The following is a 22,842-nucleotide window of genomic DNA, read 5'->3' on the forward strand; positions in this document are numbered from 1 at the left end:
TTAGTGTAAAATTTACACTACCTTCACCCCCCTAATCATTCCGCTATGTTGCTGATTGCCGACTCTGGGTCTACTAAAACCGACTGGGCCTGGCTTGCCCAGGATGGAGCCAATTCATTTGTCAACACTAAGGGCTTTAATCCGGTCGTCCATCCTCAGGACCTGCTCTACGGAGAGGTACGCCGGGTAACCGAAGATTTGCTGCCGGACCTCCGGCCCCGGGAAGTCCACTACTACGGCGCGGGATGTTGGGATTACCGCCGCAAAAAGGTGATCATTGACTGCCTCAAGAACGCCTGGCCCGAAGCGGAGGTCCACGTCATGCACGACCTGCTCGGGGCCGCACGGGCTACCTGCGGGCACGAGCCGGGCATCGCCTGTATCCTCGGGACGGGTAGCAACACCTGCCTCTACGACGGGGAGGACGTTACGGATAACGTGACCAATCTTGGGTTCATGCTGGGTGATGAGGGCAGTGGAAGCCACATCGGCAAGGCCTTCCTGCGGGCTTACTTTTACCGGGAACTGGACGACGAACTCAACGATGCCTTCGAAAGTTACACCACGATTGACAAATCCACCATCCTCGATAAGGTATACGAGTCCGACACGCCCAACACCTATCTGGCCAGCTTCACCCGTTTTATGGGGGAGCACGCCGAGCATCCGCTGATCCAGAAAATCGTTTTCCAGAGTTTTGGGGAATTCCTCGACCGGCACGTGCGCAAGTACCGGGGGCACCTTCAGGTTCCGGTGAATTTTATCGGCTCCATTGCCTTCCACTTCAAGCCCATTCTACTGGCCGCATTGCACGAGCGAGACATGCAGGCCGGCCGCTTCGTGCACAAGCCCATCGAGGCGCTCGCGGATTTCCACCGTCGTATTATGTGATGCCCCGAATTCCGGGACCCAACCATCAGTAACCCGCTTGTACTAATTATTTTTGCTCTTCACTTCTACTCCTAGTATCGCATGGACAGAAAAGATATTCGCCGCATCGCCGTTTTCACTTCCGGAGGAGATGCCCCTGGCATGAATGCGGCCATTCGCGCCGTGGTAAGAACCGCCGCCTGGAACAAGTTACACGTTTACGGTATCGAGCGGGGCTACGACGGCATGATTGACGGACACTTCAAACGGATGGAACGCCGGGACGTGGCCAACATCATCCAGCGTGGAGGCACCATCCTCAGAACCGCCCGTTCTGAGCGCTTCCGCACCAAAGAAGGCCGCGCCCAGGCGGCCGAAAACCTCCGCGCCTACGATATCGACGCCTGCATCGCCATCGGGGGCGACGGCACCTTCACCGGGGCCCAGGTATTCAGCGAAGAGTACAACATCCCCTTCATCGGGCTGCCGGGCACCATCGATAACGACTTGTTCGGAACGGACTACACCATCGGCTTCGATACGGCCGTCAACACGGCCATCGATGCCGTGGACAAAATCCGCGATACCGCCGACAGCCACAACCGCCTCTTTTTCGTGGAGGTGATGGGCCGCAACTCCGGCTACATCGCCCTCCATACGGCCATCGGCTCTGGCGCCAGTGCCGTACTCATTCCCGAGGCAGAAACCAGCATGGATGACCTGAAGGTCGTGCTGCGCAAGAATAAGGCCCGGGGTAAGCTGTTCAGCATCATCATCGTCGCCGAGGGCCACCCCATGGGTGGAGCCGCCGGCATCGCCGCCACCCTAAAGGATGAGGTCGCCATGATGGAACCCAAAGTAACCGTCATCGGTCACCTGCAGCGGGGAGGCTCCCCCACCGCTTTTGACCGCATGCTCGCCAGCCGCCTCGGACACAATGCCGTGGAAGAACTCCTCAACGGTAAGGAAAACGTTGCCCTCGGGGTCGTCAACGACCTGCCGACCTGCTACCCCTTCCACGAGTCCATCGGCCGGGAAAAAATCCCGCGGGAGGAGCTCATTAAAATGGCGAGTATCCTGGCGATCTAGGCTTCCGGCTCCACTGCTTCCGGAAGTTGTGCTTGATCGTAAATAATTTCTTTGGCGTAAACTCCGGCAGAGCACGAGGGCGCGGACGCAGGTGCAATCCTTCCTTCAGAAGGCCGTGCCCTTTCGTATTCGCCCGGCATTACCCACCCACCCGGCACCCGCGCGTGCCCCGGCCATTGGCCGGGTGGACACCAGTCGCCCAACTTCCGCACCCCTCCCCGGGCAAAACAATTCGCATAGTGGCTTAACATTCAGTTAATGTCTCCAACCGACTTTTGCGCGCTGATGGATTAATCTTCTCCATTTCACTCAACTTCCCCCCATGGACGCCACTTTTATCGTAATGTGGACCGGCTTCATCCTGGCCGGTTATGCCGTTGTTGGTAACGATTCTATCCAGACGCTGGGTACTTATCTGACCTCCAACGAGCACCGCCCCTGGTGGGTCCTGTGGATTTTTGCCGGCTCCATCCTCACCGCTACCCTGGTGTACGGCTGGTACCACTACGGCGGAGACGTCAGCTACGCCCGCCTCATTGGTGATCCTCCGGAGTACAGCCTGGACAACCCCAAATACCGCAACCCCATCGACAAGCCGGACTTCGGCTGGGCCTATCTACTGCCCCCACTGGTGCTTATGCTCCTGACCCGTACGGGGATTCCGGTATCCACTTCCTTTCTCATCCTGACCTTCTTCAAACCCAAGGGACTGGAGGCCATGATGATCAAGTCCGTCTCCGGTTACTTCGTGGCCTTTTTCGTGGCCATTGCCCTGTACTTCCTGATCACCCGGACGATCGAAAAGAAGTTCATCACCCAACGGATGAACCCGGGTAATGAACGCCTCTGGACCGTCCTGCAGTGGGCCAGTACCGGCTTCCTCTGGAGTCAGTGGCTCATTCAGGATTTCGCCAACATCTACGTCTACCTCCCCCGTTCCATCAGTGGACTGGAACTCGTGGTTTCCCTCGCCATCCTACTGGGTATGCTGGCAGTGATTTTCTATCAGCGGGGCGGAGCCATCCAACAAATCGTCCGGGTAAAAACCAATACCGACGACGTGCGCTCGGCGACCATCATCGACGCCACCTTCGGTGTCCTGCTCTTCATCTTCAAGGACCTGAGCAACGTTCCGATGTCTACGACCTGGGTCTTCCTGGGCCTGCTGGCCGGGCGGGAGATCGCCATTCGCTGGCGGCTGCAGGGCGTCCCCAACGTCGTCCCCTACGAAACGACGAGCGTGGGCGTAGTTACGGATGCCGACGAGCGGGAACGTCCACTGGGCCTGAACCGCGACGTATTCAAAATGGTGGGCATGGACCTGGCCAAGGTAACCTTCGGCCTGGTCATCAGCATTGCGCTGGTCTTCATCATGCGCTACCTGCTCAACGGTTCCTTCAGCGCCCCCATGGGGTAAGTAAATCTGCCGTCCTTTTTCTCGCGAGAAGGGAATCAGGGATCAACGCACCAGGCCAATCAGGCTCCGGTAATCGTCAAAGCGGGCGTCCTCCTGTTCCATTTCCAGTAGGTCGTCGTGGGGCACCTCCAGATACAGATCCTCCAGGAAGCCAAGGGTTTCCCGGCACCGGATTTCTACCTTCCCTTCGGCCAGTTGTTCCCAGCGCCAGTTGAAGGTATTGCGAATCCTGGTCAGGGTTTGCTGTTGTACGACGGTAAAGTCGTCGGCGGCCGGTACCGTCTCAATCTGCGTAAAGGCCAGTTCATTTCTGGCCATCAGCAGAGCATCGCGGATGATGTAATAGGCCGTATGTACGCAGTCCGTATCGCCCGTTCGCAAAAAGTCCGCGTAGAGGCAGAGTTGGAGATCCTTAGCGTTACGAATCAGGTTTCTGAACACGGACTTACCCCGCCACTTCAGGTCAACGACGGCAAATTCCTGCTTGCCGTCCTTGCTCCGCTCGAGCACCAGGTCCGCACGCCCGGTAATTTGTTGCCCCCCCATGGGAGCTAGTTCTCCCTCCAGCTTCATTTCCGAGCCGTGGACCTTCCAACCGTTGCGCTGAATGTAATCCACCAGCGACCAGGCCGCGTAGTGTATGGTCCGGATAAATTTAATCCGCTCGGGCTCCTGACCGTATTCGAGCAATACGGCCCCCTCGGTCGCCAGCAACCGCTCCGCATGCTGATTGATCCACGCCCCGACGTCCTCGCGGGAATAACTGCGATCATCCGCTTTGATCTGTCGTAGCAGACGTTCGATGAATAGGTGGCTGAGGTTACCCCGCAGCCGGTTCTCTGAAGCAATGGATAGTATCGGCGCTCCCTTCAGGGCCAACCGGTGTCGAAACACCCACTTGTAGGGATAATACAGCAGGTCTTCTACGGCGGTGGGGGTCTCCATCTCCCGGGGAACGATGGGCTGATCGTCTCCGAGTTGCAGCACGGGTACGGGGGTAGCCAGCAGGTCCAAAGGCACGGGGGCGAAGGACGGTAATCGCAAACCAAACCGGTCCGAGGTGGCCTGCCCTCCCGCATCTACGTTGATGGTGATTTTTTCCAGTGCTCCGTCCGGGAAGGCCGCTTCCAGGTCTCCCCACAGCGGATGCGGCTCCATGGGGCTGCCGTCCACCCGATCCGGCACGCACAGCACCAGCTGTCGCTGCGCTACGGCCAGGGGCCGGAGGCTTTGCCAGATGGACAACTCATTGCTTTCTCCGGGACCGTTCAGGGAAATCCCCCGTTCGTTCAGGTAGGATAATTCTTCGGGATAGTGGCGACTAAAAAAGTAGTCGGATTCCGTTTCCACAAAGTCCCACCAGATCAGACCCTCGGTTGGTTCATAACCGGGAATACTGGCCGCGGAGGCGGGAGAGTAAATGACGGACAGGGAGCCCTGTTCCTTGACCTCGAACTGGAGGGGGGCGGGCTCGTAAACCGTTCGTACCAGCCGTTCCACGCCGAGATAGTTCAGGCCCTCTTCCGGCAGGACGTCCAGCAATTCAATCGCACGTTGACACTGGGCGGCCAGGACCAGCAGGCCCGAATGGGGCTGCTGATCGTCGTAATTTTCCCGAGCCCAGTTCCCCAGGGTCAGGAACAACTTCCGAATCTCCGTTTTGGGCACCCGCTCTTCCCGCGGGTACTGGCTACGCCGAAACCAGGTTTCGTACTGCTGTCGTACGTCGCTGATCCGACCATCGGACCATCCGCGCACCTCCTTCATTTCGGTAAAAAAGCCTTCGAGCATGGCCACCCACCGCCGGCCGAACAAGCCCGGAGTATCCGCCAGGAAATAGGCGATCCGCTGCCCCAGCCGACGGTCGAGGGGTTTGGTCACCAGGCTCACGAATTCCATGATTCGCTCCACTTCGATGGGTTCCCAGAGGAAGGCGGTGATCAGCTTGAGTACCTGCAGGGTCGGGCGGGCCAGGGAGGTGGTGGGCACCCCCATACTCGGTAGTCCCTCGGCCAGCAGGGCATTGTCCAGGGTTTGGTTCCGGCGGGGCATGAGTACTCCGGGCCTCCAGTCGTTGTTGTCCCGCAAGGTCCGGGCCAGGTAAGCCGCCAGGTGGGTTTCGCGCTGGGCCCGGAGGATGATCAGGCTCCCGTCTCCCGTCAGCGGACCGGGAGCATCCTTCCCCAGCATCAGCGACCGCCAACGGCCGAGATCCGAATCCGTCGCCCCGGTAACGGGTTCGGGTAGGGGTTGCACGGAAGTTCCGGCATCCGCCAGGGCACCCAGTAACCGCCGCGTTCCGGGGGGCAGCAGATGCCGGGGTTCGTGATGGAACAGCTCGAAAGCGGGGTGCCTGGCTTCCGGGAGTACGGACAGCAGCATATTCAGGCGGTCCGCCGGACCGGCCATCAGGTTCAGGGCCAGACGGTCGTCCAGCAGCAGGGCTTCCACCTCGTGGAGCACGCGAATCCTGGTGGGAGTTTCCGCTTCCGGAGCAACGCCCAGGAGGTATCCGGCGCTGAGCAATTCGTCTCGCCGGCTCAGTAGTTCTTCGGCGGTGGCGAAGGGGTCCGCCCGAAAGGAGTGGGCGTAGAAGGGTACGGCATCCGCCCGGGAGAGGTGTTCCTGTAGCAGCTGCCGGTACTGCTCCACGCGCAGCGCCCGCCTGTTCACCCGTGGGGTACCCAGCGCGTAGAATTGTTCCAGCCAGGCCAGCAGGCCATCGGGATCCATTAAATGTTGGTCCATGCTCGCCGCCGGAGGGCTGCCGAGCTGATGTTGGTCCGCAAAAGAAAGACCCAGAAAAATTGTCATAGGGAAGAAAGGTGTACCGGAGTGAAATTACCCTCCCATGGCGGCTTTCATCCTTCCGAGCTGCTTTTCCCAGAGGGCACGCTGGTCATCGACTTCATCGTCGTCGGCAAAGTCCGTGACGTGAACGATGGTTTCCCCCGTAACCGGGCTCTTTCCAATGCTGAACTCCAGGTATTCATCCTCGTCATCGGCATCCTCCCACGCAAAACGTACCATTTCGGGTTCCTTGTCTTCAATCAGCTCGGCAATCTCGGCGGCACCGTTCCAGACGAAGGTATAGGTCTGGTCATTGATGTCCACTTCATCACAAAACCAACGGGTAAGGCAGGCCGGATCCGTAAGGAACTGGTAGATAATGCTGGGCGAAGCCCGGAAGATGAACTCGGATGTAAACTTAACGCGTTCCATATCAGTGCATTGGGGGGAGATGTGGGCGGCCAATTAAGGTAAATATGTTGAGACTACCAAAAAACATTTCTTCGCAAACCTATTGTTGCGTTATAGTGTTCCATAAACTACAATGGCGATTCTCCCCTTAAACTCTTGATTCCTAAGGGAAATAACCTTAATTTTGCGCCCGCTTTTCAAAACGTTCCTCCTGTATGAGACAACTTAAGATTACCAAGTCGATAACCAACCGTGAGAGTCAATCGCTCGAGAAATACCTGCAAGAAATCGGCAAGGTCGATCTGTTGACTCCGGAGGAGGAAGTTGATCTGGCCAAGCGCATCAAACAGGGAGACCAGATCGCCCTGGAAAAACTGACCAAAGCCAACCTGCGCTTCGTTGTTTCCGTGGCCAAGCAGTACCAGAACCAGGGCCTCAGTCTGTCCGATTTGATCAACGAGGGTAACCTCGGTCTCATCAAGGCCGCCCAGCGTTTTGACGAGACGCGGGGCTTCAAATTCATCTCCTACGCCGTATGGTGGATTCGCCAGTCCATCCTCCAGGCATTGGCCGAGCAATCCCGGATCGTTCGCCTTCCCCTGAACAAGGTGGGCTCCCTCAATAAAATCAACAAGGCCTTCTCCATGCTGGAGCAGACCTTCGAACGCGAACCCAGCAGTGAGGAACTCGCCGAGCAGCTGGACATCGCCGCCGAAGAAGTGGAAACCACCCTCGGCGTGGCGGCCCGCCACGTGAGCATGGACGCTCCCTTCGTGGAAGGGGAAGACAACAGTCTGCTCGACGTGCTCGCCAACACGGCCACGCCCGGCACCGACTCCGCCCTGGAGTACAAAGAATCCCTCCGCCGCGAGATTGACCGCAGCCTCGGCACCCTCACCGAGCGGCAGTGCGACGTCATCAAGCTCTACTACGGCATCGGCGTGGAACACCCCATGAGCCTGGAAGACATCGGGGAAAAGTTCGGCCTGACGCGGGAGCGCGTACGTCAGATCAAGGACAAGGCCATCAACAAACTCCGCAGCGCCAACCGTTCCAAACTGCTGAAGAACTACCTCGGTAGCTAACCAAAATATTTTTCCCTCCGGACGCCTTCCCGTCCGGGCCCACAGCGCTCTTCGACCCCGGTTGGAGGGCGCTGTTGAATTTTACCCCCAAGCGCATGCCCTACCGCAAGAAAACCATGGTGGAACTGAACCGCCTCAGTCCCCGGGAGTACGCCCAGACGGAAAAGATTCCCGTGGCGCTCCTGCTCAACGACATCCGTTCGGCCAACAACGTGGGCAGCATCTTCCGGACGGCCGACTGCTTTGCGCTCCGGCATCTCTACCTGTGTGGCATCACGGCCACCCCACCCCACCGGGACATCCTGAAGACCGCACTGGGGGCCAGCAGTACCGTCTCGTGGTCCCATCACGACGACGCCGTCGCCCTGGTGCAGGAGTTGCGGGGCGACGGCGCGCAGGTGCATTGCCTGGAACAAACGGAGCAAAGTATCCGGTTACGGGATTTCGCGCCCGCGGGCGCGCAGCCACTCGTCATCGTCGTCGGTAACGAGGTCAACGGCGTCCAGCAGGCCATCCTTGACGCCGCCGACGGCGCCATCGAGATAGAACAGTTCGGCACCAAGCACAGCCTCAACGTGGCGGTCGCCACGGGACTGCTGGTGTACGAGCTCAGTCGGAAATTAAGGATGTAGTCGGGCTAGTTTCCGCAGCCGGTTCTCTGAGCAGTATTAACGTGAGGTTTCATCGGCGATTCCTGCGGAATCGCGACAAATCAGTAATGCAAACCATAGCGGCAGGAAATTTCCTACCGCTACAAGATTGCCAAATGATTCATTCACGGAACAGCCAGCGACTGGTGGCCCAGGGCATCAGCTTCCCGAAGCGGGAACAATCAGTACCTGCAGGTCGATGCCGCTGGTCAGGTCCACGTTGTTGTTGGCGGACCCGAGCAGGGAATAGCCGCCTTCGGTCAGGCTCTGTCCGGGAGAATTGCAGAAGCTACTACCGTCGATAAGGAATACGGGGTAGTTGGCTTCCGCCGTACCGCATTCCGTTTCCGCCTGCCCGTAGAAGATCTTGTTGCCGGGCACGATGCCACTGAAGGCAAAGGCCTGATTGCCCTGCTGACAGGTGTAGCCGAAGCCCCCCTCAATGTCCATCCACTTGATCCCGCTCTGGTTATCGGTGCCGATCAGCTCCAGTTCCACCGTTTCGTTGGTGGCCATGGAGATCGTTTGTCCGGGCGTGGTGATGAGGGAAATGGAACTGGCGATGCCCCCCGGCGTCACGCTGGTCGTGGTGACCTGCCAGTAGACTTCCGGGAAGGAAGTGTCGGAGAAATCAATCTCCACCACACCGGGGTCGTCGCAGGGGTCGCAGGCCATGGAGAGGAAGACCAGAAAGGCACCAAGGAGGGAGAATACTTTTGTGTTCGTGTTCATGGGATAAGGGTTTTGCGCGGCATTACCGCTATTTGCTCCTTTATCCACTGAATCCGGGCCTTGTTACAACGCAAGACAGCCTTACTTAAAAAGATGCTGTCGTTTTTGGGCTAAGCCCGAAAACGACAGCGATCAAAAAATTATGTTACCTGACTGAATCTACCGGATGCTTACCTGACCAGCCGTGAGTGGCAGGACAGCAAACTGGGCGTTGGCGTAGACATCACAACTTCCAGGTACTGAGTAGGTGAAGCTAATGGCGTCCGGATCATCATTAGCCGAAGTACCGTTGTCCCAAACCGAAGTAACCACTCGCGTGCCAACCTGATAAGGTCCCTCAGCGGGACCCTTTTTGATCACTCCGCCAATGATGGCACGGTTACCGTCAACGATCAGGCAGTCTACGTCAACGTGGACTCCTCCATTACCACTGGAGAACTGGTCATGGTACTGCCCCTTCACCGTTCCGTCAGCGTGCATGAGGGCGATCAGGGAGAAGTTGGCATCGCAACCTTGCGGTTGACCCAGTGCCTCACAGGCATCCGGACTGCCAACGGATACCCGGTGAATGATCCTACCGCTCTTCTCCAAAGAGTTGAGCTCGGTGACTTCATCATGAGTACCGACGGGAATGAGGGCCTCTTTCTCGCAACTGGTCATGGCGGCCCCGAGACATAGGGTGGCAAGGACGGGAAGGCAGAGGGATAAAAACTGTTTCAAAGAAGAATTCATAGCAATACTAGTTTAGAAAATCCAATCCCCTCCTACCCTGGAAACACCACCAGATAGGAATCAAACAGCCTTGTTGGAGCATCTTAAGAGTATGTAGAGGGATGTATCGAGAAGAAGTTAGTGCCCCCATCAAACACTGGCCAAGGAAATTTTCGGAAAACCCGTAGTTCCCGCATAAAATCAGGTAATTTCACCTACAAGCTACTCACAATCAGAGACCTAAAACACTACCCTCCTGTTTCTTCTACCTTATCGCTAAAGAAAAAATTCTGTCCTTTCCACCGATCATTCGGCTTGTAAAGCACAAAGACGAACCGAAAAGGTTGGCGTTCAAATCTTACGAGGCAGGTTATTTTTCGGTAGTGCTTCCCTAGTTCGTCAGTCCTGATCATTTCGTATCCGAAGTACTGCCCAGAGTACCCTTCTGAGAAATAATTCTCGCAATTAGCCTTGAGTTTTTCCAGGTCCTCCCCGATACTTTGGGTCCATCGGTTATCCGGAAAATAGAAATCAATGGCGCTGGAAATATTTTGGTCCTCATAGACCTTAAAAAATCTTTCCACGATACTCTGAGGAGTGTCCTGGGCACTCAGCGAAGTTCCAAAAATCAATAGCACCGGGATTATTACATTGCGATAAAACTGCATATTCTTGGTTCTTTAATGATCAAGTCGTGGATTAAATTAATCCCCCAGCAACAACCGCACAATCGTCAGATCATCCGTGGGCTTAAGCCCGTGGGTTTCTTCCAGCATCAGCAGCTTTCGGCGCAGCATGAAGGCATCCACCTCTTCCTCCCGGTCTTCGAGCAGGTAGCGGATGATCTCCTCCTCCCCGATGGGCGGAAAGGATTCCGGACTGGTCAGGCGAAAGGTGTGCAGGCCATCGGTGGCCAGACTGAAATCGGTGATGTCTTCGGCGGAGAAATACTGTTGCTGCCGGGGCCACCACTCCTCGAAGGGCTCGTCGAGGTGATAGCCGAGGTAATCCGGTTGGTTATCCTGATCGACCTCGGTGATCTCGCCGTTGACGGCGACGAGGCCGTCGCCCACCACGATGATCTCCCCCGTCCGTTGTTTGACGTCCACGACGGCCAGGACCAGGGTAGTCAGTAATTCGTACCGCCCAATGTCCAGCAAAGCCTTCTGGTCCCGCAGCGTGGTAAATAACTGCCGCACCGTATCCTTCAGCAGTTCCTGCACGCCCGGCGTGCGGCGCTCAGCGAAGGTGCGCAGATTGGTTTGCCGGGCAATCTTGCGCAGTATTTTGGTGATCAGGCCGGCGGCAAAATGACTTTCCTGCCCCGATGAGCATCCGTCCATGACGGCCAGTAAGTAATGTTCCGGCGTAAGTTCTTCGGCCACCAGGGCGTCTTCGTTATGGTCGGTGTGGTGGGTCCCGATCTGGGAGTGGGTGATTAATTGCACGGAACAAAAATAGTCCGTAGCGGATATTATGGCCACACCGATATCCCCGGCACCTGCGTCAGCCAATATTCTTATTCCGCCTGGTGACATCTTCCATTGTCTCACGCCCTCGAAGTCACCGAAATATGTCCCGTGCGGGAGGACGATTTAGCGAATCAGCGAGTACCTTTATCAGCCTAAAACAATCTAGCGATGATTCAACCTTTTCACCTGGCCGTTCCGGTCGATGACCTCGAAAAAGCCCGTCACTTTTACGGTACCGTTTTGGGTTGCCCCGAAGGCCGGGAAGACACCGAATGGATTGACTTTGACCTCTTCGGCCACCAGCTGGTCGCCCACCTTGCCCCAAAAAAAGAGGAGGAGGATCACCGCAACGAGGTGGACGGCAAGCACGTGCCGGTGCCGCACTTTGGCGTAGTCCTCGAGTGGAATCAGTTTGAAGCCTTCGCCGAACGGCTGCGGAGCCACGGCGTCCAGTTTGAAATCGAACCATACGTGCGCTTCACCGGCCTCCCCGGAGAGCAAAACACTATGTTTTTCTACGATCCGGCCGGCAACGCCCTGGAATTCAAGGCCTTCAAGGATATTTCGCGCCTGTTCGCCAAGCAGCTGAATGGGTAGACGGCGCGGGGCGCCGAGGTTGGTTGCTGGTTGCTGGTTGTAACACCGGTTAGGAGGTGGACATCATATCAGCAGAGTCAAAAACGCGATGGCCAAGCCATCGCGGTCGGAATGGTTGACGCCCGGTGGGCGCGCAAAGTATTGCGCGCCTACTCCGATGCCCTGATGAGCGTTACGCTACTTTTCTCAGTGCTTATCCTTAGCCTTCACCTTAGCCTCAACACCCACGACCAGCTTGCGGAGCAAACCGGTTCCGGAGTTCATTTCCGAACCTTAGCCTGGGCCTCAGCCTACTTCACCCGCTTGCCGTGCTTCATGACCATATCCACGTCCTGGAGGAGGGCGATGTGGCGCAGGACGTCGCCCTTAACGGCAATGATGTCGGCAAATTTGCCGGCGGAGATGGTGCCGTAGTCCCGGTCAACGCCCATCATTTTGGCGGGCCAGTAGGTGGCGGCCTTGATGGTGTACATGCTGGCGAAATCAAATTCGTTGGTCCAGACGTCCAGCTCATTCCAGGTACTCTGGCAGTGGAACTTCATCGGAATACCCGAGTCCGTACCGATCATCAGTACCACCCCGGCCTCCTTGAGCTGGGTGACCTTTCGCTGCAGGGTGGGCCGACGGATGGGGGTAAGCTGGAAGTAGGGTAACTGACCGGGCCGGTGGATGCTGGCGCGGATATCGTCAATGATGCTTTGCGGCAGGCCCTCGTGCCAGCAGTCGTTGTCGAGCGCTTCGGGGTTGTCCCGGGTGTACTCGTAGTTGTACAATCCCTCTACGGTGGGCGTCCAGTACAGGGGCCCCAGATTCATCTGCGCGGTGCGCTCCTTGATCATGTCCATCACGTCCGCCGGGTACTCCGGAGCGGAAGAGAGACCAGTATGCTCGAAGCAGTCCACCCCGGCCTTCAGGCCGCGGCGGATTTCTTCGGGTCGGTGGCTGTGCGCCACTACGGTCAGGTTATGTCGGTGGGCTTCGTCCACTAGCGCCATGAAGGCGTCCATGGGAATGTGATCCTGATCCACCACTTTGATGCAATCCACGCCGGCCTCGGCCAGCTGCCGGACTTTACTTCTCGCCTCGGCCACCGACTGCACGCCCCAGCGGAAGGCCTCCGTCCCGGGATAGGGTTTGGCCTGGAGGAAAGGGCCGCTGACGTACAGCGTTGGGCCGGGCAATTCCCCGCTATTTACGCGGTCACGAACGGCCAGGGATTCCTTGAGGGGGCCGCCGAGGTCGCGGGCACTGGTGACGCCGGCCATCAATAGTTGCTTAGCCGAAGCGGGCATGATGATTTCCTCCAGGTAGGGCGGCATGACGGTATCCCAGTAGGCATAATCACTGTGGCCGTTGATCATCAGGTGCACGTGCATGTCCCACAGGCCGGGCAGCACGCTCATCCCCTCGGTGGAAATGATTTCCGCTCCGGCGGGGATCTCGACTTCCGCCCGGGTCCCCACTTCGGTGATCCGGTCACCTTCGACGAGGACCACGCTGTTGCGCACGGGCGTGCCGCCGAAACCGTCAATCAGGGTTCCCCCGACGAGGGCCTTTACTCGTTGGGCGGATAGCGTGGATGTGGGCGACAACGCGCAGGTGCAAAGTAGAGCGGAGAGGAGCAGAAGGCGGAGGAGCATGGTAGTGGAGGTAGTGGGTGGAGGAGGAAGTGGGGAGCGGGTAGCAGGTAGGGGGTAGTGGGTTATTTGCTGCGGTAGAATTCCAGGAGGCGGCGGGAATTCCGGTGAGCGTAGAAGCGGGGTTCAACCCCGAAATCGTTGAGGTGAATGGAGGGGCGGGGGGAATCGTCCACGTACTTGGCCAGGAGTCCCGGGTCCACGTCCGGTGGTAACTGGGCGAGGAGTTTGGGCTTCACTTCATCCCAGACTTCCCCGAGGTGGGGGCGGATGAGCCGGATGAAGTAAAGGTCGCTTCCCGGAGTCACCGGATCGTCCTGCGGAGAGGATTTTTTGTGGTTTGGCATGATCAATAGTTGGCGGGCAAAAAGGTGGTCCAAAGTAGTAAAATCCGTCGGAATACGGAGCACGCAAAACCTTCCTTCCCAAACACCGTTACCCATTAAAATCAGTGCATCATGTTTGGACTATTCAAAAAAGATCCCGTCAAGCAACTCGAAAAGGAACACAAACGCCTGCTGGAAGAAGCCATGCAGCTGCAGCGCGGTGGTGACATCAAGGGCTATGCGGCAAAATCCGCCGAGGCCGAGAAGGTGATGGATAAGATTGTGGAATTACAGGAGAAGAAGAAGAAGAAGAAGTAGTCTGTTGGTCTGTTGGTCTGTTAGTCTGTTAGTCTGTTGGTCTGTTGGTCTGTTAGTCTGTTGGTCTGTTGGTCTGTTAGATAAGCGGTCAGCGGTTAACTTAATCCTGGAACCTTGGTCCTAAATCCTTGATCCTGCAACCTTAATCCTCCCTCCTACCCCATGGCGCATAAGAAACCTCATTTGCCGGAGAAAATTTGTCCCGTGTGTGGGCGGCCGTTTTCCTGGCGGAAAAAATGGGCGAAGGTTTGGGACGAGGTTAAGTATTGTTCCGAACGGTGTCGCCGTAACCGCAAGCAAGAAGCTTAGTATTCTTTCTCCCCCGTAAACAACCGTTGATGTACAATCGTCCGCACGAAATTCCCAAAGTGGTTGATGAAACCGAAGACAACTTCGCGTTTCACCCGAAGAACGTTTACCTGACCCTGCTGCTATTTAGCCTTACGATGCTCTTTCTGGCCATGACGGCCGCCTTTGTGTACACCAGGATTCAGAGTGACCTGCCGCCCATCAAGCTGCCTATCCTCTTCGTCCTGAATACCCTGATTCTGTTAGGGAGCAGTTACACCATGATCCAGGCCAAAAAAGCCTACCTGGCCGACAATACGGAGGCCTACCAGAAGATGCTTTGGTGGACGATGGGGCTTTCTTTCCTCTTCATGGGAATGCAGACCGTGGCCTGGTACCAGCTCTTTTCCGAGCAGATTTACATTACCACGGACAACTCCGCGGGCTACCTCTACGTCATCTCCGCCCTGCACTTCGCTCACGTCATCGGCGGACTACCCTTCCTGGGGCTGTTCATTTACCGGGCCCGCAAATACATGAAGGAGCCCGTTTCCGTGTTGGTGTATTTCTCCGACCCCGACAAGCGGCTCAACCTCCGGCTGCTGACCATCTACTGGCACTTCCTGGACGGACTTTGGATTTACCTGATCCTCTTCTTCCTGGTCAACCAACTGATCTGGCAAATCTGGCCGTAGGCCAGGCCAGTCAGGAGTAGCCCGGCACCCGTACCGGCTGAGCCGAGTATTCCGCTACGCTCCACGCTTCGGCGCCCCGTTTAAAAAACCATTCTCCCGGAGAATCCTCCCCCGAACGGTCGGGGCCATCTCCCGTCATTTTCGTGATTTTCCTCCCCGTGGGCATACCCTAGCGGCCGGACATTTCTCTCCATCATCGTTCCTTCGATTCCCGAAAACTTAAAACTCCCTTAAAAGGTAGGCCTTCCGGCCCGTGCGGGGTAACCCCATGCCGGTTTGTTGCGTTAGATACTACGGAATCGAAGTATCTTCGCCCCCTCGTAATGAGTCAAGACAAGCAGGTTGACAAGGCGGTTAAAAAACAGCGGCTGAAGCGGCGATGGAGCCGGGGTCGCAAGGCCTTTGTCTGGCTCATCACCATACTGGCCATTTTGGTGGGAGCGAGTCAGCTCCCCATCGTGCAACGGATGCTGGCGGACTACGTCACCCACCGGCTCTCGAACACCCTGGAAACCACCGTCAAGGTTGATGAGGTATACATTTCCTGGCTCAACGAGTTGTCCCTGGACGGGCTGTTCATTGAAGACAAGTACGGAGATACGCTGCTTTACAGTCAGCACCTCGAGGCCGACTTCAGTTTTTGGGGTGGGTTGCAAATCAACGGCATCCTCATTTCCGGCACGCAGTTCAAAATTCGTCGGGACCTGGGGGATCCGGAAACGAACCTGAAGTCCGCCCTAGATCGTTTGTTTCCCCCGAAGGAGGAGAAGAGCAATCCGCTCAACCTCAAGCTGAACCGCCTTGATCTACGGGACATTTCCTTTGTTCAGTCCGATAGTGTCCGGGGGCAACGGTTTGACGTCACCCTGGAGTCGGGCGTCATCCGACTGGATGACCTCGACCTGCCCAACGGATTGATTGCCATCGGGAAGGCCGAATTGCGGCGCCCCATTGTCCGACAAACCAGCATATCACCTAATCCGCTGGACAGTCTGCTCCTGGTCATTGATTCTACCCTCGTCTCGCAGGCGGAGGATACCGCCTCCCTGCGATTTCAGGCCGAATCGTTTGAGATCATCGACGGCAGTTACATTCTGGACAACTTCCGCAAGGACCCCATCGCCGCGGCGGACATTACCGCCGTGGACTTCGCCCGACTCGGAACCGAGAACGTTGACCTGGAACTGATTGACGCCTCCTTTGAGGATTACGAACTCCGGGCGGCCCTGAAGCACCTGAGCCTGGAAGAAAAGTCCGGCTTCGTACTGGACCGGCTGAGCGTGGAGGACCTCAAAATCACCCCCACGGAATTACAGCTCTATGACCTGAAGCTGGTGACCGCCGAAAGCTCTCTTTCGGACAGCCTTCACTTCCGCTTCCGGAACGGATGGGACAGTTGGTCGGACTTCAACGACGAAGTTCGGATGGACATCAAGGTCCAGGAAAGTGAAGTTGCCGTCCGGGACATCCTCTACTTCGCCCGTAACCTGAGATTTAACCAGTTTTTCCGCGATAACCGTAACCGGACCATTCGGCTGGGGGGTAACATCCGCGGGCGGGTCAACAACCTGAGTGCCCGTGACGTGACCCTGGCCCTGGACGAACAGACCTACCTGGCCGGTGAGTTTTCGTCGCGTAATCTGGCCAAGAAAGGTTCCGAGGCCCTGAACCTCAAGCTGGACTACCTCAACACGGATATGTTCACCCTGCGGCGACTGCTTACGGGCTTCGCTCCGCCACCGAACTTTGATCGCCTGGGGCGCTTGCGCTTCAGTGGCCGTTTTGATGGCTTCTTCACCGATTTTGCCGCGAAGGGTAACCTGGTCACGGACATCGGCGCCGCCGCGCTGGACATGAGCATGGACATCGGGAATGGTTCCGCCAATGCCGATTATCGGGGGGCGCTACAGCTCTCCAATTTCGACCTTGGTGCCTGGACCCAGAACCCCGATTTCGGGATCGTCAACTTCAACGGCGCCATCCGCAACGGCTCGGGGCTGGTGGCCGCTACGGCCACCGCCGACCTGGAGGCCGTGATTCAGGATTTTACCTTCCGGGACTATACCTACCAAAACGCCCGCATCGATGGCCGGCTGGAAAACCGGTTTTTCAACGGAAGTTTTGACATCGAGGACGAGAACATTGACTTCAACTTCCTCGGAGAGCTCGACTTCCAGGACAGCATTCCGGTTTTTGACTTCGACGCTACCGTAGGCGAACTTGACCTTCAGGCCCTCAATCTGAGTAATCGCCCGATCACCCTATCGGGAAAAGTTGATCTGAACGTCATCAACACCGTCTTCAGTGAAATGGAGGGTCGGGTTGACCTCGACAGCTTCCGGGTATTGCTGGACACCGTGGCGATCGACATCGATAGCCTGTTGGCGTACTCCGTATTCGACGAGGAGGGGCAGAAAATCGTGAAACTGGAAAGTGACATTGCGCGTGGGGAGGTGGTCGGTAGTTTTGATTTGGATGACCTGACGACGAGCGTTACCCGCTACCTGCGGACCTATTACCCGGGCTGGGCCCGGCGCCTGAACCTGAAGGCTCCGCGCAACATTCCTCCCCCCAACCGCTTCAGCTTTGACCTGACCATCATTGACTCCAAGGGACTGAACCGGCTCCTGGCGCCCAAGCTCGGCCCGCTGGTGGACGTTCAGCTGATTGGTAGCTACGATGGATTTACGGATCAGTTACGGGCGGAACTGCTGGCGCCCAGCTTTTCCTTCGACAACTTTGAGTTTCGGGATTTAATCCTCCGCACCAAGGGAGAACGGGAAGAGGGCGAACTCGATATTCTCATTGATTCTACCCTCGTCAACGGACGCCCCCTGCTGAATCAACTTACGCTCCTGAGCCTGATTACGCAGGATACGGTGCAGTTTGGCCTGACCTACGGTGGAGAGGAGGACAATATCCTCCTGAGTAAGGTGAACCTGAACGGTAATTTATTCCTTCCGGACTCCACCAACTTTGAGTTGAGCTTTGATGAGTCCCTACTCGTGCTCTTTCAGGAACAGTGGGAAATCCGGCCGGACAATTACATCACCTTCGGTCCGCAGTTCATCGACACCCGAAACTTCGCCCTGAGCAGTGGCAACCGTAGGATTCGGCTCAACAAGCGGGGCCGGAATGGCCTCAACCTGGACTTCATCAACATGAACCTGGGGCTCATCGACTCCGTATGGAATTACCAGCCGTTGGATTTCAGCGGCGAGGTAGACGTCTACGCTTCGGTGGACGACGTCTTCCTGCTGGAGGGACTGAACGCGGAGGTCCGTTCGGACACTTTCCTCATGAACGGCGAAGATTACGGGTACCTCCGGATGGACCTTCGCACCCCCAACCCACGGGGGCAGCTGACGGCCTTCATGAACCTCAACCGGGATACGGCCCAGCTCATCGCGGAGGCCACCTTTAACCTGGCCGATCTCGTCCCCAATGACCCCCTACCCCGCCAGCGTAAGAACTACCTTGACATGAGCATCAACATCAACGGCTATCCGTTGGAGTTGGCCAAATACTGGGTAGGAGGCTCCGTATCCGACATTGCGGGAGAGTTCAGTGCACGGATGAACGTGGTCGGGCCAACGAAAAAACTGGACGTTGACGGATACATCGACGCCACGGCGGGAGCCTTTACCATTGATTACCTGCAAACCCGGTATCGCTTCTACCAGAGCCGGGTAAACATTGACAACAAACTCTTTGACCTGACGGGCACCACGCTCATTGACCGCCTCGGCAACCAGGCGTCCCTGAGCGGTGGCGTGACCCATGACCGACTGAAAAATCTCGGGCTCAACGCCCGCATCGATACCGACCGATTCCTGGCGCTGGAACTGGCTCCCGGAGAGAATCCGAACTTCTACGGCCGGGCCGTCGGCAACGGCAGCGTCTTCTTCACCGGAGATTTCCGGCAGCCGGACATCTACGTCCGTGCCACTGTCGGACGCGACAGTCGCCTCTCCATCCCGGTTGATTACGGTAGTGAGGCCGGACCGATCGATAATGTTCGCTTCGTAAACCGGAGTATTTACACCGAAGAAGAGCCCAATACGGTTGCGGAAGAGCCCACCGGCGTCAGCCTGGAGTTGGAGCTGGAGGTGACCGAAGAAGCGGTGGGTGAGATCATTTTTGACGAAGAAGTCGGTGACATTTTGCGGGGCCAGGGCAACGGTGACCTGACCCTGCGGATTCCCCGAGACGGAGACCTCCAAATGTTTGGCACCTACACCATCACGGAGGGAGACTACCTCTTTACTTTCTACCGGGTAGTGAACAAGGAATTCACCGTACGCCCGGGCGGAACGGTGACCTGGGAGGGCAACCCCTTTGAGGCCCGCATTGACATCCGGGCGGATTACGAAAACCTGAGTACGCCAATCCTGAATTTCATTCAGGAATACCTCATCACGGACGCAAATTCCAACCTCACCACCCTCGCCAGTCAGCCCACTGAGGTGGATTTGATCCTGGAGTTATCGGGCATTCTGACCCAACCAAACATCAGCTTCGACATTTCTTTCCCGGAGCTCGACGGCCAGCTGGAAAGCTACGCCAACAACAAGCGGCGCTTACTGCTGCTCGACCAGAACGAATTGAACCGCCAGGTCTTCGGACTCATCGTCGTCGGGCAATTTCTCCCGTCCGACCTGTCCTTTAACGGATCGGACGTTGCCGTCAATACTGTCAGCGAATGGCTGTCCAACTACCTGAGCCTCCTGTTCAATGACCTGCTCAAGGATGCCTTCGGGGAAGACGCCTTCATCTCCTCCTTCGAATTTGACTTTGCCTACAACAGTTACCGCAATACCGGGCTGGACGAGAACACCGACGGTCGTAGCCAGGCCGTAGAATTTTCTTTCCGGCGCGACTTTAACAACCGCTGGACCCTGCGCGGAGACGTGAACTGGCTGGACAATAATCTGACCCCCGAGGGGGCTTCCGGAGCCTTCGTGGGGAATGACCTCATCATTGAATACGTCCTCAATGATGCCCGTTCTCTCAAGCTGCGGTTTTACCAGCGTTTCAAGCCGGACGTAGCCAGTAGTGCCCGCCTGGAAATTGGCACGGGCTTGTCCTGGCGGAGGGAATTTGACTCCCTGAAAGAACTGTTCCGGGGGCTGAAGGAGGACGTTAACGAAAATAATTAATTGGTCTCCGTTATCCCATCGTCCAAAGCCCGTAAGTGCTCGACGAGCCGATCAATCTCCGCTACTTTATCGCGCCACAGGCTTAATGCATCGATGGTGATCAGGTCGAACCCCAGGGTACGCAGCTCCCGTTGCCGCCAGGCTTCGGCCATCGGGTCGGCCCGCCCCGGAAGCCAGCCGTCCGGAAGTAGAATGGCCTTTTTGCCGTTAGGCGAAGTAACTTCCAGGGGAAGAAAGGTGTCCCGCCAGGGACGATGACGGCTGAAGAAGTGGTTGGGTAGTCGCTGCTTCAGGACGGGAAGCAGGTATTCGGTCATCGGGTGGGGTTCCAGGGCCGGCAAACCACATCGACGGCGAACCTCCCGGCCGATGGCCAGTAGGGTCCCCTGATCGAAGGGTTCTCCCCCGGCCGCCTCGGCGGCCCGGATGAGGGCCGCCGCCAGAAAGCGGGCGTTCAGCCCGTCACTGATCAGCGCCTGCGTCAGGGCGTTGGCGTCCCAGTCGTGAAAGAGCGTCACCCGGTCACCCAACAGGAGAATGGAATCCCAGTATCGTCTGATCCAGGTCTCATCCTCCTCCGAAAGGCTAGTGGGAACGTACAGGCAAAGGTCCTTGATGTCCCGTCCTTTCCAATGGTCAAAATGCTGCCAGTCTCCCGTATCTTTTTCCGCAAAGGCCAGGCGGCCATCACTGCCCGCGGGCGGCTGGTCTACCCCGACGGCGCGCCATTCCGGGGCCGTCAGCACGGCAAATTCTTGATGAAACAACAGTCCTGGTCGGCGCCACCCCGCCGTACGCAGGGGCACGGCAGATGGCTCATCGAGGTGTTTCCAGTGGTACCGAAACGCGAAAGCAGCGTCCCCGTCCCGATCCTCTCGGGTAAGGTCAATCAATACTTCCCGATCATTCAGGGGAGACGGCCATTCGCTGTCCTCACGGACAACGACCCGTAGTCCGGAAGTTCCGGCGGGGGTCCGGCGAACCTGGAGGGCGTGCTTTTCCAACTGTTCCGCAACGATCTTCAGGTCAACGGGTTCCCGTTGCCCTTCCCGGCCGATGGCCTCTCGATCCAGGCAACGCTCAAAATACCAACCATCGAAGGCCTTACGCCAATCCGCCCGGGGGGCATCCAGTAGCGGAGCCAGTAACCTTCTCAGTTTTGCCGGTTGAGCGTACCAGAAATGCCGACGGTGATAAAAGGCTTCCAGCTGCCCCAGTTGTTGTTCGGTATTCCGTAATTGTTGCACCAGCTCCCGAACCGCCAGTAATTGTCGGTGGCTGGTGGCCGCCTCTCCCCTGCCCACCGGCAATTGATAGAGCCCCGCCTCATTGATGGTTCTCAACAGGGCCCGTAGTCGCTGCTCCACTTCCTGAAAAGCTTCGGGCTTACCCAACTGGGGGTTTACCGTCAGGGGACTCAATCCCAGTCCATCGGCCCTCACCTGCCGATTGGTCGCCGTCATCTTTTCCTCAATGGCCGTTTCTTCTGCCGCCAGCCAATTACGTATCGCTTCTGCGGACGATAGCTGATCCGCCGTCGGGGAGTCGGTTTCCCAGGCATCCGCGTACCGGGCCAGGTCCGGCAGGAGTTGGCCAATTAATTTCTTCTCCTTGCGCCCCTTCGCGGGGAGCTTATCCATTACCAAATCCCGGAGGGCACGCAACTCCCGAAGGCGCTGCCCCAGGCTGCGCTGGGCCCGGAAGAGGGACTGGCGGGAATAATCGTTGAGCAGCAGGGAATACTGTCGTTGCAAATCTTCCGCCTCCCCCAGGAAATAGTGGATCTGTTCCTCAATAGTTTGCTTGCATTCCGCCAGGCTCTGGTGTCGGAAAAAGCCGGTATTCAACGATTCCAGTGCCGCGGGAACGGGGCCCAGTTTTTCGTACCTCCGACGGGTTTGCTCCAATCGCTCGGACAAGTCCAGGTATTCTTCCGGAGTAAACTCAAAATCTTCCGTAGAGATGAAGGGACTAAGTAACAGCGCATCATCTTCTTCCGCTGCCGGAAGCCAGAATCCGACCGTTTGTGAAAAGTCATGCGGTCCGAAAATGGTCCGCTCCGTCGGTGTGAAAACCTTTGGCAGAACGGCTTTCGGCGGAGCGTCACCGGAAGTGCCGTCCAACAAGAAGCCAATTTCCGCCAGATACTTCCGGTACCGATCCAATTCCTCCCGGGTATTCACCAGGAGGCAGACCGGGGTTCCACCGGAGAGAAAAGCTGCCGTAAGCTGGAGTCCATAAAAAAGGCCGCCGATTCCCCGGGTTTGGACTGATTTTTGGTTAAAAAAATCACGAATAAGGGGATAAAGCCCGTAAACAACGGGTAACCCTCGCCAACTTTCTAGGTGAATTTTATTCACACGGCAATACTTTTATGCAACTATTCATACTCTTAAACCGTATTTCAGGAGGGTTTTCTCCGCACAAACATAATACGGAAGCAAGCGAGCGAAAAGTTTTAGCAATTTTGGCGCTTTTTTTGGTGCTTTACCGGATTTTATCCCAAGTGGGAGTACGGATTCCCGCTTACGGTCACCTATCTTTAAAGAGGGCAAAGGGCCGAAACAAGCTACGCCTCTTTTCATACTCACCGTT

The 22,842-nt window shown here is 57.0% G+C and carries 19 protein-coding genes; 10 read left to right on the plus strand and 9 right to left on the minus strand.

Going from position 1 to position 22,842, the window contains the following annotated elements; translation table 11 throughout:
- The first annotated feature begins 45 nt into the window (after nt 1–45).
- The 3 genes from E1J53_RS03115 (at nt 46) to E1J53_RS03125 (ending at nt 3,376) form a co-directional block, all read left to right on the plus strand.
- Nucleotides 46–891, plus strand: coding sequence for a hypothetical protein (locus E1J53_RS03115; RefSeq protein WP_134271627.1), 846 nt, complete (start codon nt 46–48; stop codon nt 889–891).
- 81 nt (nt 892–972) lie between these two features.
- Nucleotides 973–1,959 carry a 6-phosphofructokinase gene (pfkA, locus tag E1J53_RS03120; protein ID WP_134271626.1) on the plus strand — a complete coding sequence of 329 codons (987 nt, stop codon included), beginning with the start codon at nt 973–975 and terminating at the stop codon, nt 1,957–1,959.
- Nucleotides 1,960–2,281: 322 nt separating this feature from the next.
- Complete coding sequence (locus tag E1J53_RS03125; RefSeq protein WP_134271625.1) at nt 2,282–3,376, plus strand: hypothetical protein; 1,095 nt, start codon at nt 2,282–2,284, stop codon at nt 3,374–3,376.
- A 42-nt stretch (nt 3,377–3,418) separates the two neighbouring features.
- Here E1J53_RS03125 and E1J53_RS03130 read toward each other — a convergent pair whose 3' ends face one another.
- A complete protein-coding gene (locus E1J53_RS03130) occupies nt 3,419–6,190 on the minus strand; it encodes a hypothetical protein (protein WP_134271624.1) in 2,772 nt (923 codons plus the stop codon).
- Between the two features lie 27 nt (nt 6,191–6,217).
- On the minus strand, nt 6,218–6,598 hold the full coding sequence (locus E1J53_RS03135; protein ID WP_134271623.1) for an START-like domain-containing protein: 381 nt from the start codon (nt 6,596–6,598) through the stop codon (nt 6,218–6,220).
- Between the two features lie 194 nt (nt 6,599–6,792).
- Between E1J53_RS03135 and E1J53_RS03140 the strand changes: the two genes are divergently transcribed.
- Nucleotides 6,793–7,662, plus strand: a complete 870-nt coding sequence (locus E1J53_RS03140; protein ID WP_134271622.1) for an RNA polymerase sigma factor RpoD/SigA — start codon at nt 6,793–6,795, stop codon at nt 7,660–7,662.
- Nucleotides 7,663–7,757: 95 nt separating this feature from the next.
- Entirely contained in the window at nt 7,758–8,294 is a 537-nt protein-coding gene (locus E1J53_RS03145) for an RNA methyltransferase (RefSeq protein WP_134271621.1), read from the plus strand.
- A 177-nt stretch (nt 8,295–8,471) separates the two neighbouring features.
- Here the strand turns inward: E1J53_RS03145 and E1J53_RS03150 are convergent, their stop codons facing one another.
- The 3 genes from E1J53_RS03150 to E1J53_RS03160 form a co-directional block, all read right to left on the minus strand.
- On the minus strand, nt 8,472–9,044 hold the full coding sequence (locus tag E1J53_RS03150) for a hypothetical protein (RefSeq protein WP_134271620.1): 573 nt from the start codon (nt 9,042–9,044) through the stop codon (nt 8,472–8,474).
- A 159-nt stretch (nt 9,045–9,203) separates the two neighbouring features.
- Complete coding sequence (locus E1J53_RS03155; RefSeq protein ID WP_134271619.1) at nt 9,204–9,776, minus strand: hypothetical protein; 573 nt, start codon at nt 9,774–9,776, stop codon at nt 9,204–9,206.
- 683 nt (nt 9,777–10,459) lie between these two features.
- The gene (locus tag E1J53_RS03160) at nt 10,460–11,203 is read right to left on the minus strand and encodes a protein phosphatase 2C domain-containing protein (protein WP_173021351.1); all 744 of its coding nucleotides are present in this window, start codon (nt 11,201–11,203) and stop codon (nt 10,460–10,462) included.
- 192 nt (nt 11,204–11,395) lie between these two features.
- Between E1J53_RS03160 and E1J53_RS03165 the strand changes: the two genes are divergently transcribed.
- Nucleotides 11,396–11,824 (plus strand): VOC family protein, encoded by a 429-nt coding sequence (locus E1J53_RS03165; protein ID WP_134271617.1) that lies wholly within the window; start codon nt 11,396–11,398, stop codon nt 11,822–11,824.
- 290 nt (nt 11,825–12,114) lie between these two features.
- Here E1J53_RS03165 and E1J53_RS03170 read toward each other — a convergent pair whose 3' ends face one another.
- Together E1J53_RS03170 and E1J53_RS03175 are read right to left on the minus strand one after the other, a co-directional pair.
- A complete protein-coding gene (locus E1J53_RS03170; RefSeq protein WP_134271616.1) occupies nt 12,115–13,464 on the minus strand; it encodes an amidohydrolase family protein in 1,350 nt (449 codons plus the stop codon).
- A gap of 62 nt (nt 13,465–13,526) precedes the next feature.
- Nucleotides 13,527–13,808 carry a hypothetical protein gene (locus tag E1J53_RS03175; RefSeq protein WP_134271615.1) on the minus strand — a complete coding sequence of 94 codons (282 nt, stop codon included), beginning with the start codon at nt 13,806–13,808 and terminating at the stop codon, nt 13,527–13,529.
- Between the two features lie 111 nt (nt 13,809–13,919).
- Between E1J53_RS03175 and E1J53_RS03180 the strand changes: the two genes are divergently transcribed.
- From E1J53_RS03180 to E1J53_RS03190, 3 genes are all read left to right on the plus strand, one after another.
- Entirely contained in the window at nt 13,920–14,105 is a 186-nt protein-coding gene (locus E1J53_RS03180; protein ID WP_134271614.1) for a DUF6435 family protein, read from the plus strand.
- Nucleotides 14,106–14,267: 162 nt separating this feature from the next.
- Nucleotides 14,268–14,414 carry a DUF2256 domain-containing protein gene (locus tag E1J53_RS03185; RefSeq protein ID WP_134271613.1) on the plus strand — a complete coding sequence of 49 codons (147 nt, stop codon included), beginning with the start codon at nt 14,268–14,270 and terminating at the stop codon, nt 14,412–14,414.
- Between the two features lie 29 nt (nt 14,415–14,443).
- On the plus strand, nt 14,444–15,088 hold the full coding sequence (locus tag E1J53_RS03190; RefSeq protein WP_134271612.1) for a cytochrome c oxidase subunit 3: 645 nt from the start codon (nt 14,444–14,446) through the stop codon (nt 15,086–15,088).
- A gap of 10 nt (nt 15,089–15,098) precedes the next feature.
- Here the strand turns inward: E1J53_RS03190 and E1J53_RS24425 are convergent, their stop codons facing one another.
- Nucleotides 15,099–15,227 (minus strand): hypothetical protein, encoded by a 129-nt coding sequence (locus E1J53_RS24425; protein ID WP_256366167.1) that lies wholly within the window; start codon nt 15,225–15,227, stop codon nt 15,099–15,101.
- A 184-nt stretch (nt 15,228–15,411) separates the two neighbouring features.
- Between E1J53_RS24425 and E1J53_RS03195 the strand changes: the two genes are divergently transcribed.
- Nucleotides 15,412–20,247, plus strand: a complete 4,836-nt coding sequence (locus E1J53_RS03195; RefSeq protein ID WP_134271611.1) for a translocation/assembly module TamB domain-containing protein — start codon at nt 15,412–15,414, stop codon at nt 20,245–20,247.
- Here the strand turns inward: E1J53_RS03195 and E1J53_RS03200 are convergent.
- Nucleotides 20,244–22,430 (minus strand): hypothetical protein, encoded by a 2,187-nt coding sequence (locus E1J53_RS03200; protein ID WP_134271610.1) that lies wholly within the window; start codon nt 22,428–22,430, stop codon nt 20,244–20,246. The genes E1J53_RS03195 and E1J53_RS03200 overlap by 4 nt on opposite strands.
- Nucleotides 22,431–22,842 lie beyond the last annotated feature (412 nt).

Origin of the sequence: Lewinella sp. W8, assembly GCF_004375085.3 — a bacterium.
In the GTDB taxonomy this organism is placed as follows: domain Bacteria; phylum Bacteroidota; class Bacteroidia; order Chitinophagales; family Saprospiraceae; genus Neolewinella.

Coding starts and splice junctions, on each gene's coding strand:
- E1J53_RS03115 (WP_134271627.1), top strand. CDS start 46: ATGTTGCTGATTGCCGACTCTGGGTCTACTAAAACCGACTGGGCCTGG.
- pfkA (WP_134271626.1), top strand. CDS start 973: ATGGACAGAAAAGATATTCGCCGCATCGCCGTTTTCACTTCCGGAGGA.
- E1J53_RS03125 (WP_134271625.1), top strand. CDS start 2,282: ATGGACGCCACTTTTATCGTAATGTGGACCGGCTTCATCCTGGCCGGT.
- E1J53_RS03130 (WP_134271624.1), bottom strand. CDS start 6,190: ATGACAATTTTTCTGGGTCTTTCTTTTGCGGACCAACATCAGCTCGGC.
- E1J53_RS03135 (WP_134271623.1), bottom strand. CDS start 6,598: ATGGAACGCGTTAAGTTTACATCCGAGTTCATCTTCCGGGCTTCGCCC.
- E1J53_RS03140 (WP_134271622.1), top strand. CDS start 6,793: ATGAGACAACTTAAGATTACCAAGTCGATAACCAACCGTGAGAGTCAA.
- E1J53_RS03145 (WP_134271621.1), top strand. CDS start 7,758: ATGCCCTACCGCAAGAAAACCATGGTGGAACTGAACCGCCTCAGTCCC.
- E1J53_RS03150 (WP_134271620.1), bottom strand. CDS start 9,044: ATGAACACGAACACAAAAGTATTCTCCCTCCTTGGTGCCTTTCTGGTC.
- E1J53_RS03155 (WP_134271619.1), bottom strand. CDS start 9,776: ATGAATTCTTCTTTGAAACAGTTTTTATCCCTCTGCCTTCCCGTCCTT.
- E1J53_RS03165 (WP_134271617.1), top strand. CDS start 11,396: ATGATTCAACCTTTTCACCTGGCCGTTCCGGTCGATGACCTCGAAAAA.
- E1J53_RS03170 (WP_134271616.1), bottom strand. CDS start 13,464: ATGCTCCTCCGCCTTCTGCTCCTCTCCGCTCTACTTTGCACCTGCGCG.
- E1J53_RS03175 (WP_134271615.1), bottom strand. CDS start 13,808: ATGCCAAACCACAAAAAATCCTCTCCGCAGGACGATCCGGTGACTCCG.
- E1J53_RS03180 (WP_134271614.1), top strand. CDS start 13,920: ATGTTTGGACTATTCAAAAAAGATCCCGTCAAGCAACTCGAAAAGGAA.
- E1J53_RS03185 (WP_134271613.1), top strand. CDS start 14,268: ATGGCGCATAAGAAACCTCATTTGCCGGAGAAAATTTGTCCCGTGTGT.
- E1J53_RS03190 (WP_134271612.1), top strand. CDS start 14,444: ATGTACAATCGTCCGCACGAAATTCCCAAAGTGGTTGATGAAACCGAA.
- E1J53_RS24425 (WP_256366167.1), bottom strand. CDS start 15,227: ATGACGGGAGATGGCCCCGACCGTTCGGGGGAGGATTCTCCGGGAGAA.
- E1J53_RS03195 (WP_134271611.1), top strand. CDS start 15,412: ATGAGTCAAGACAAGCAGGTTGACAAGGCGGTTAAAAAACAGCGGCTG.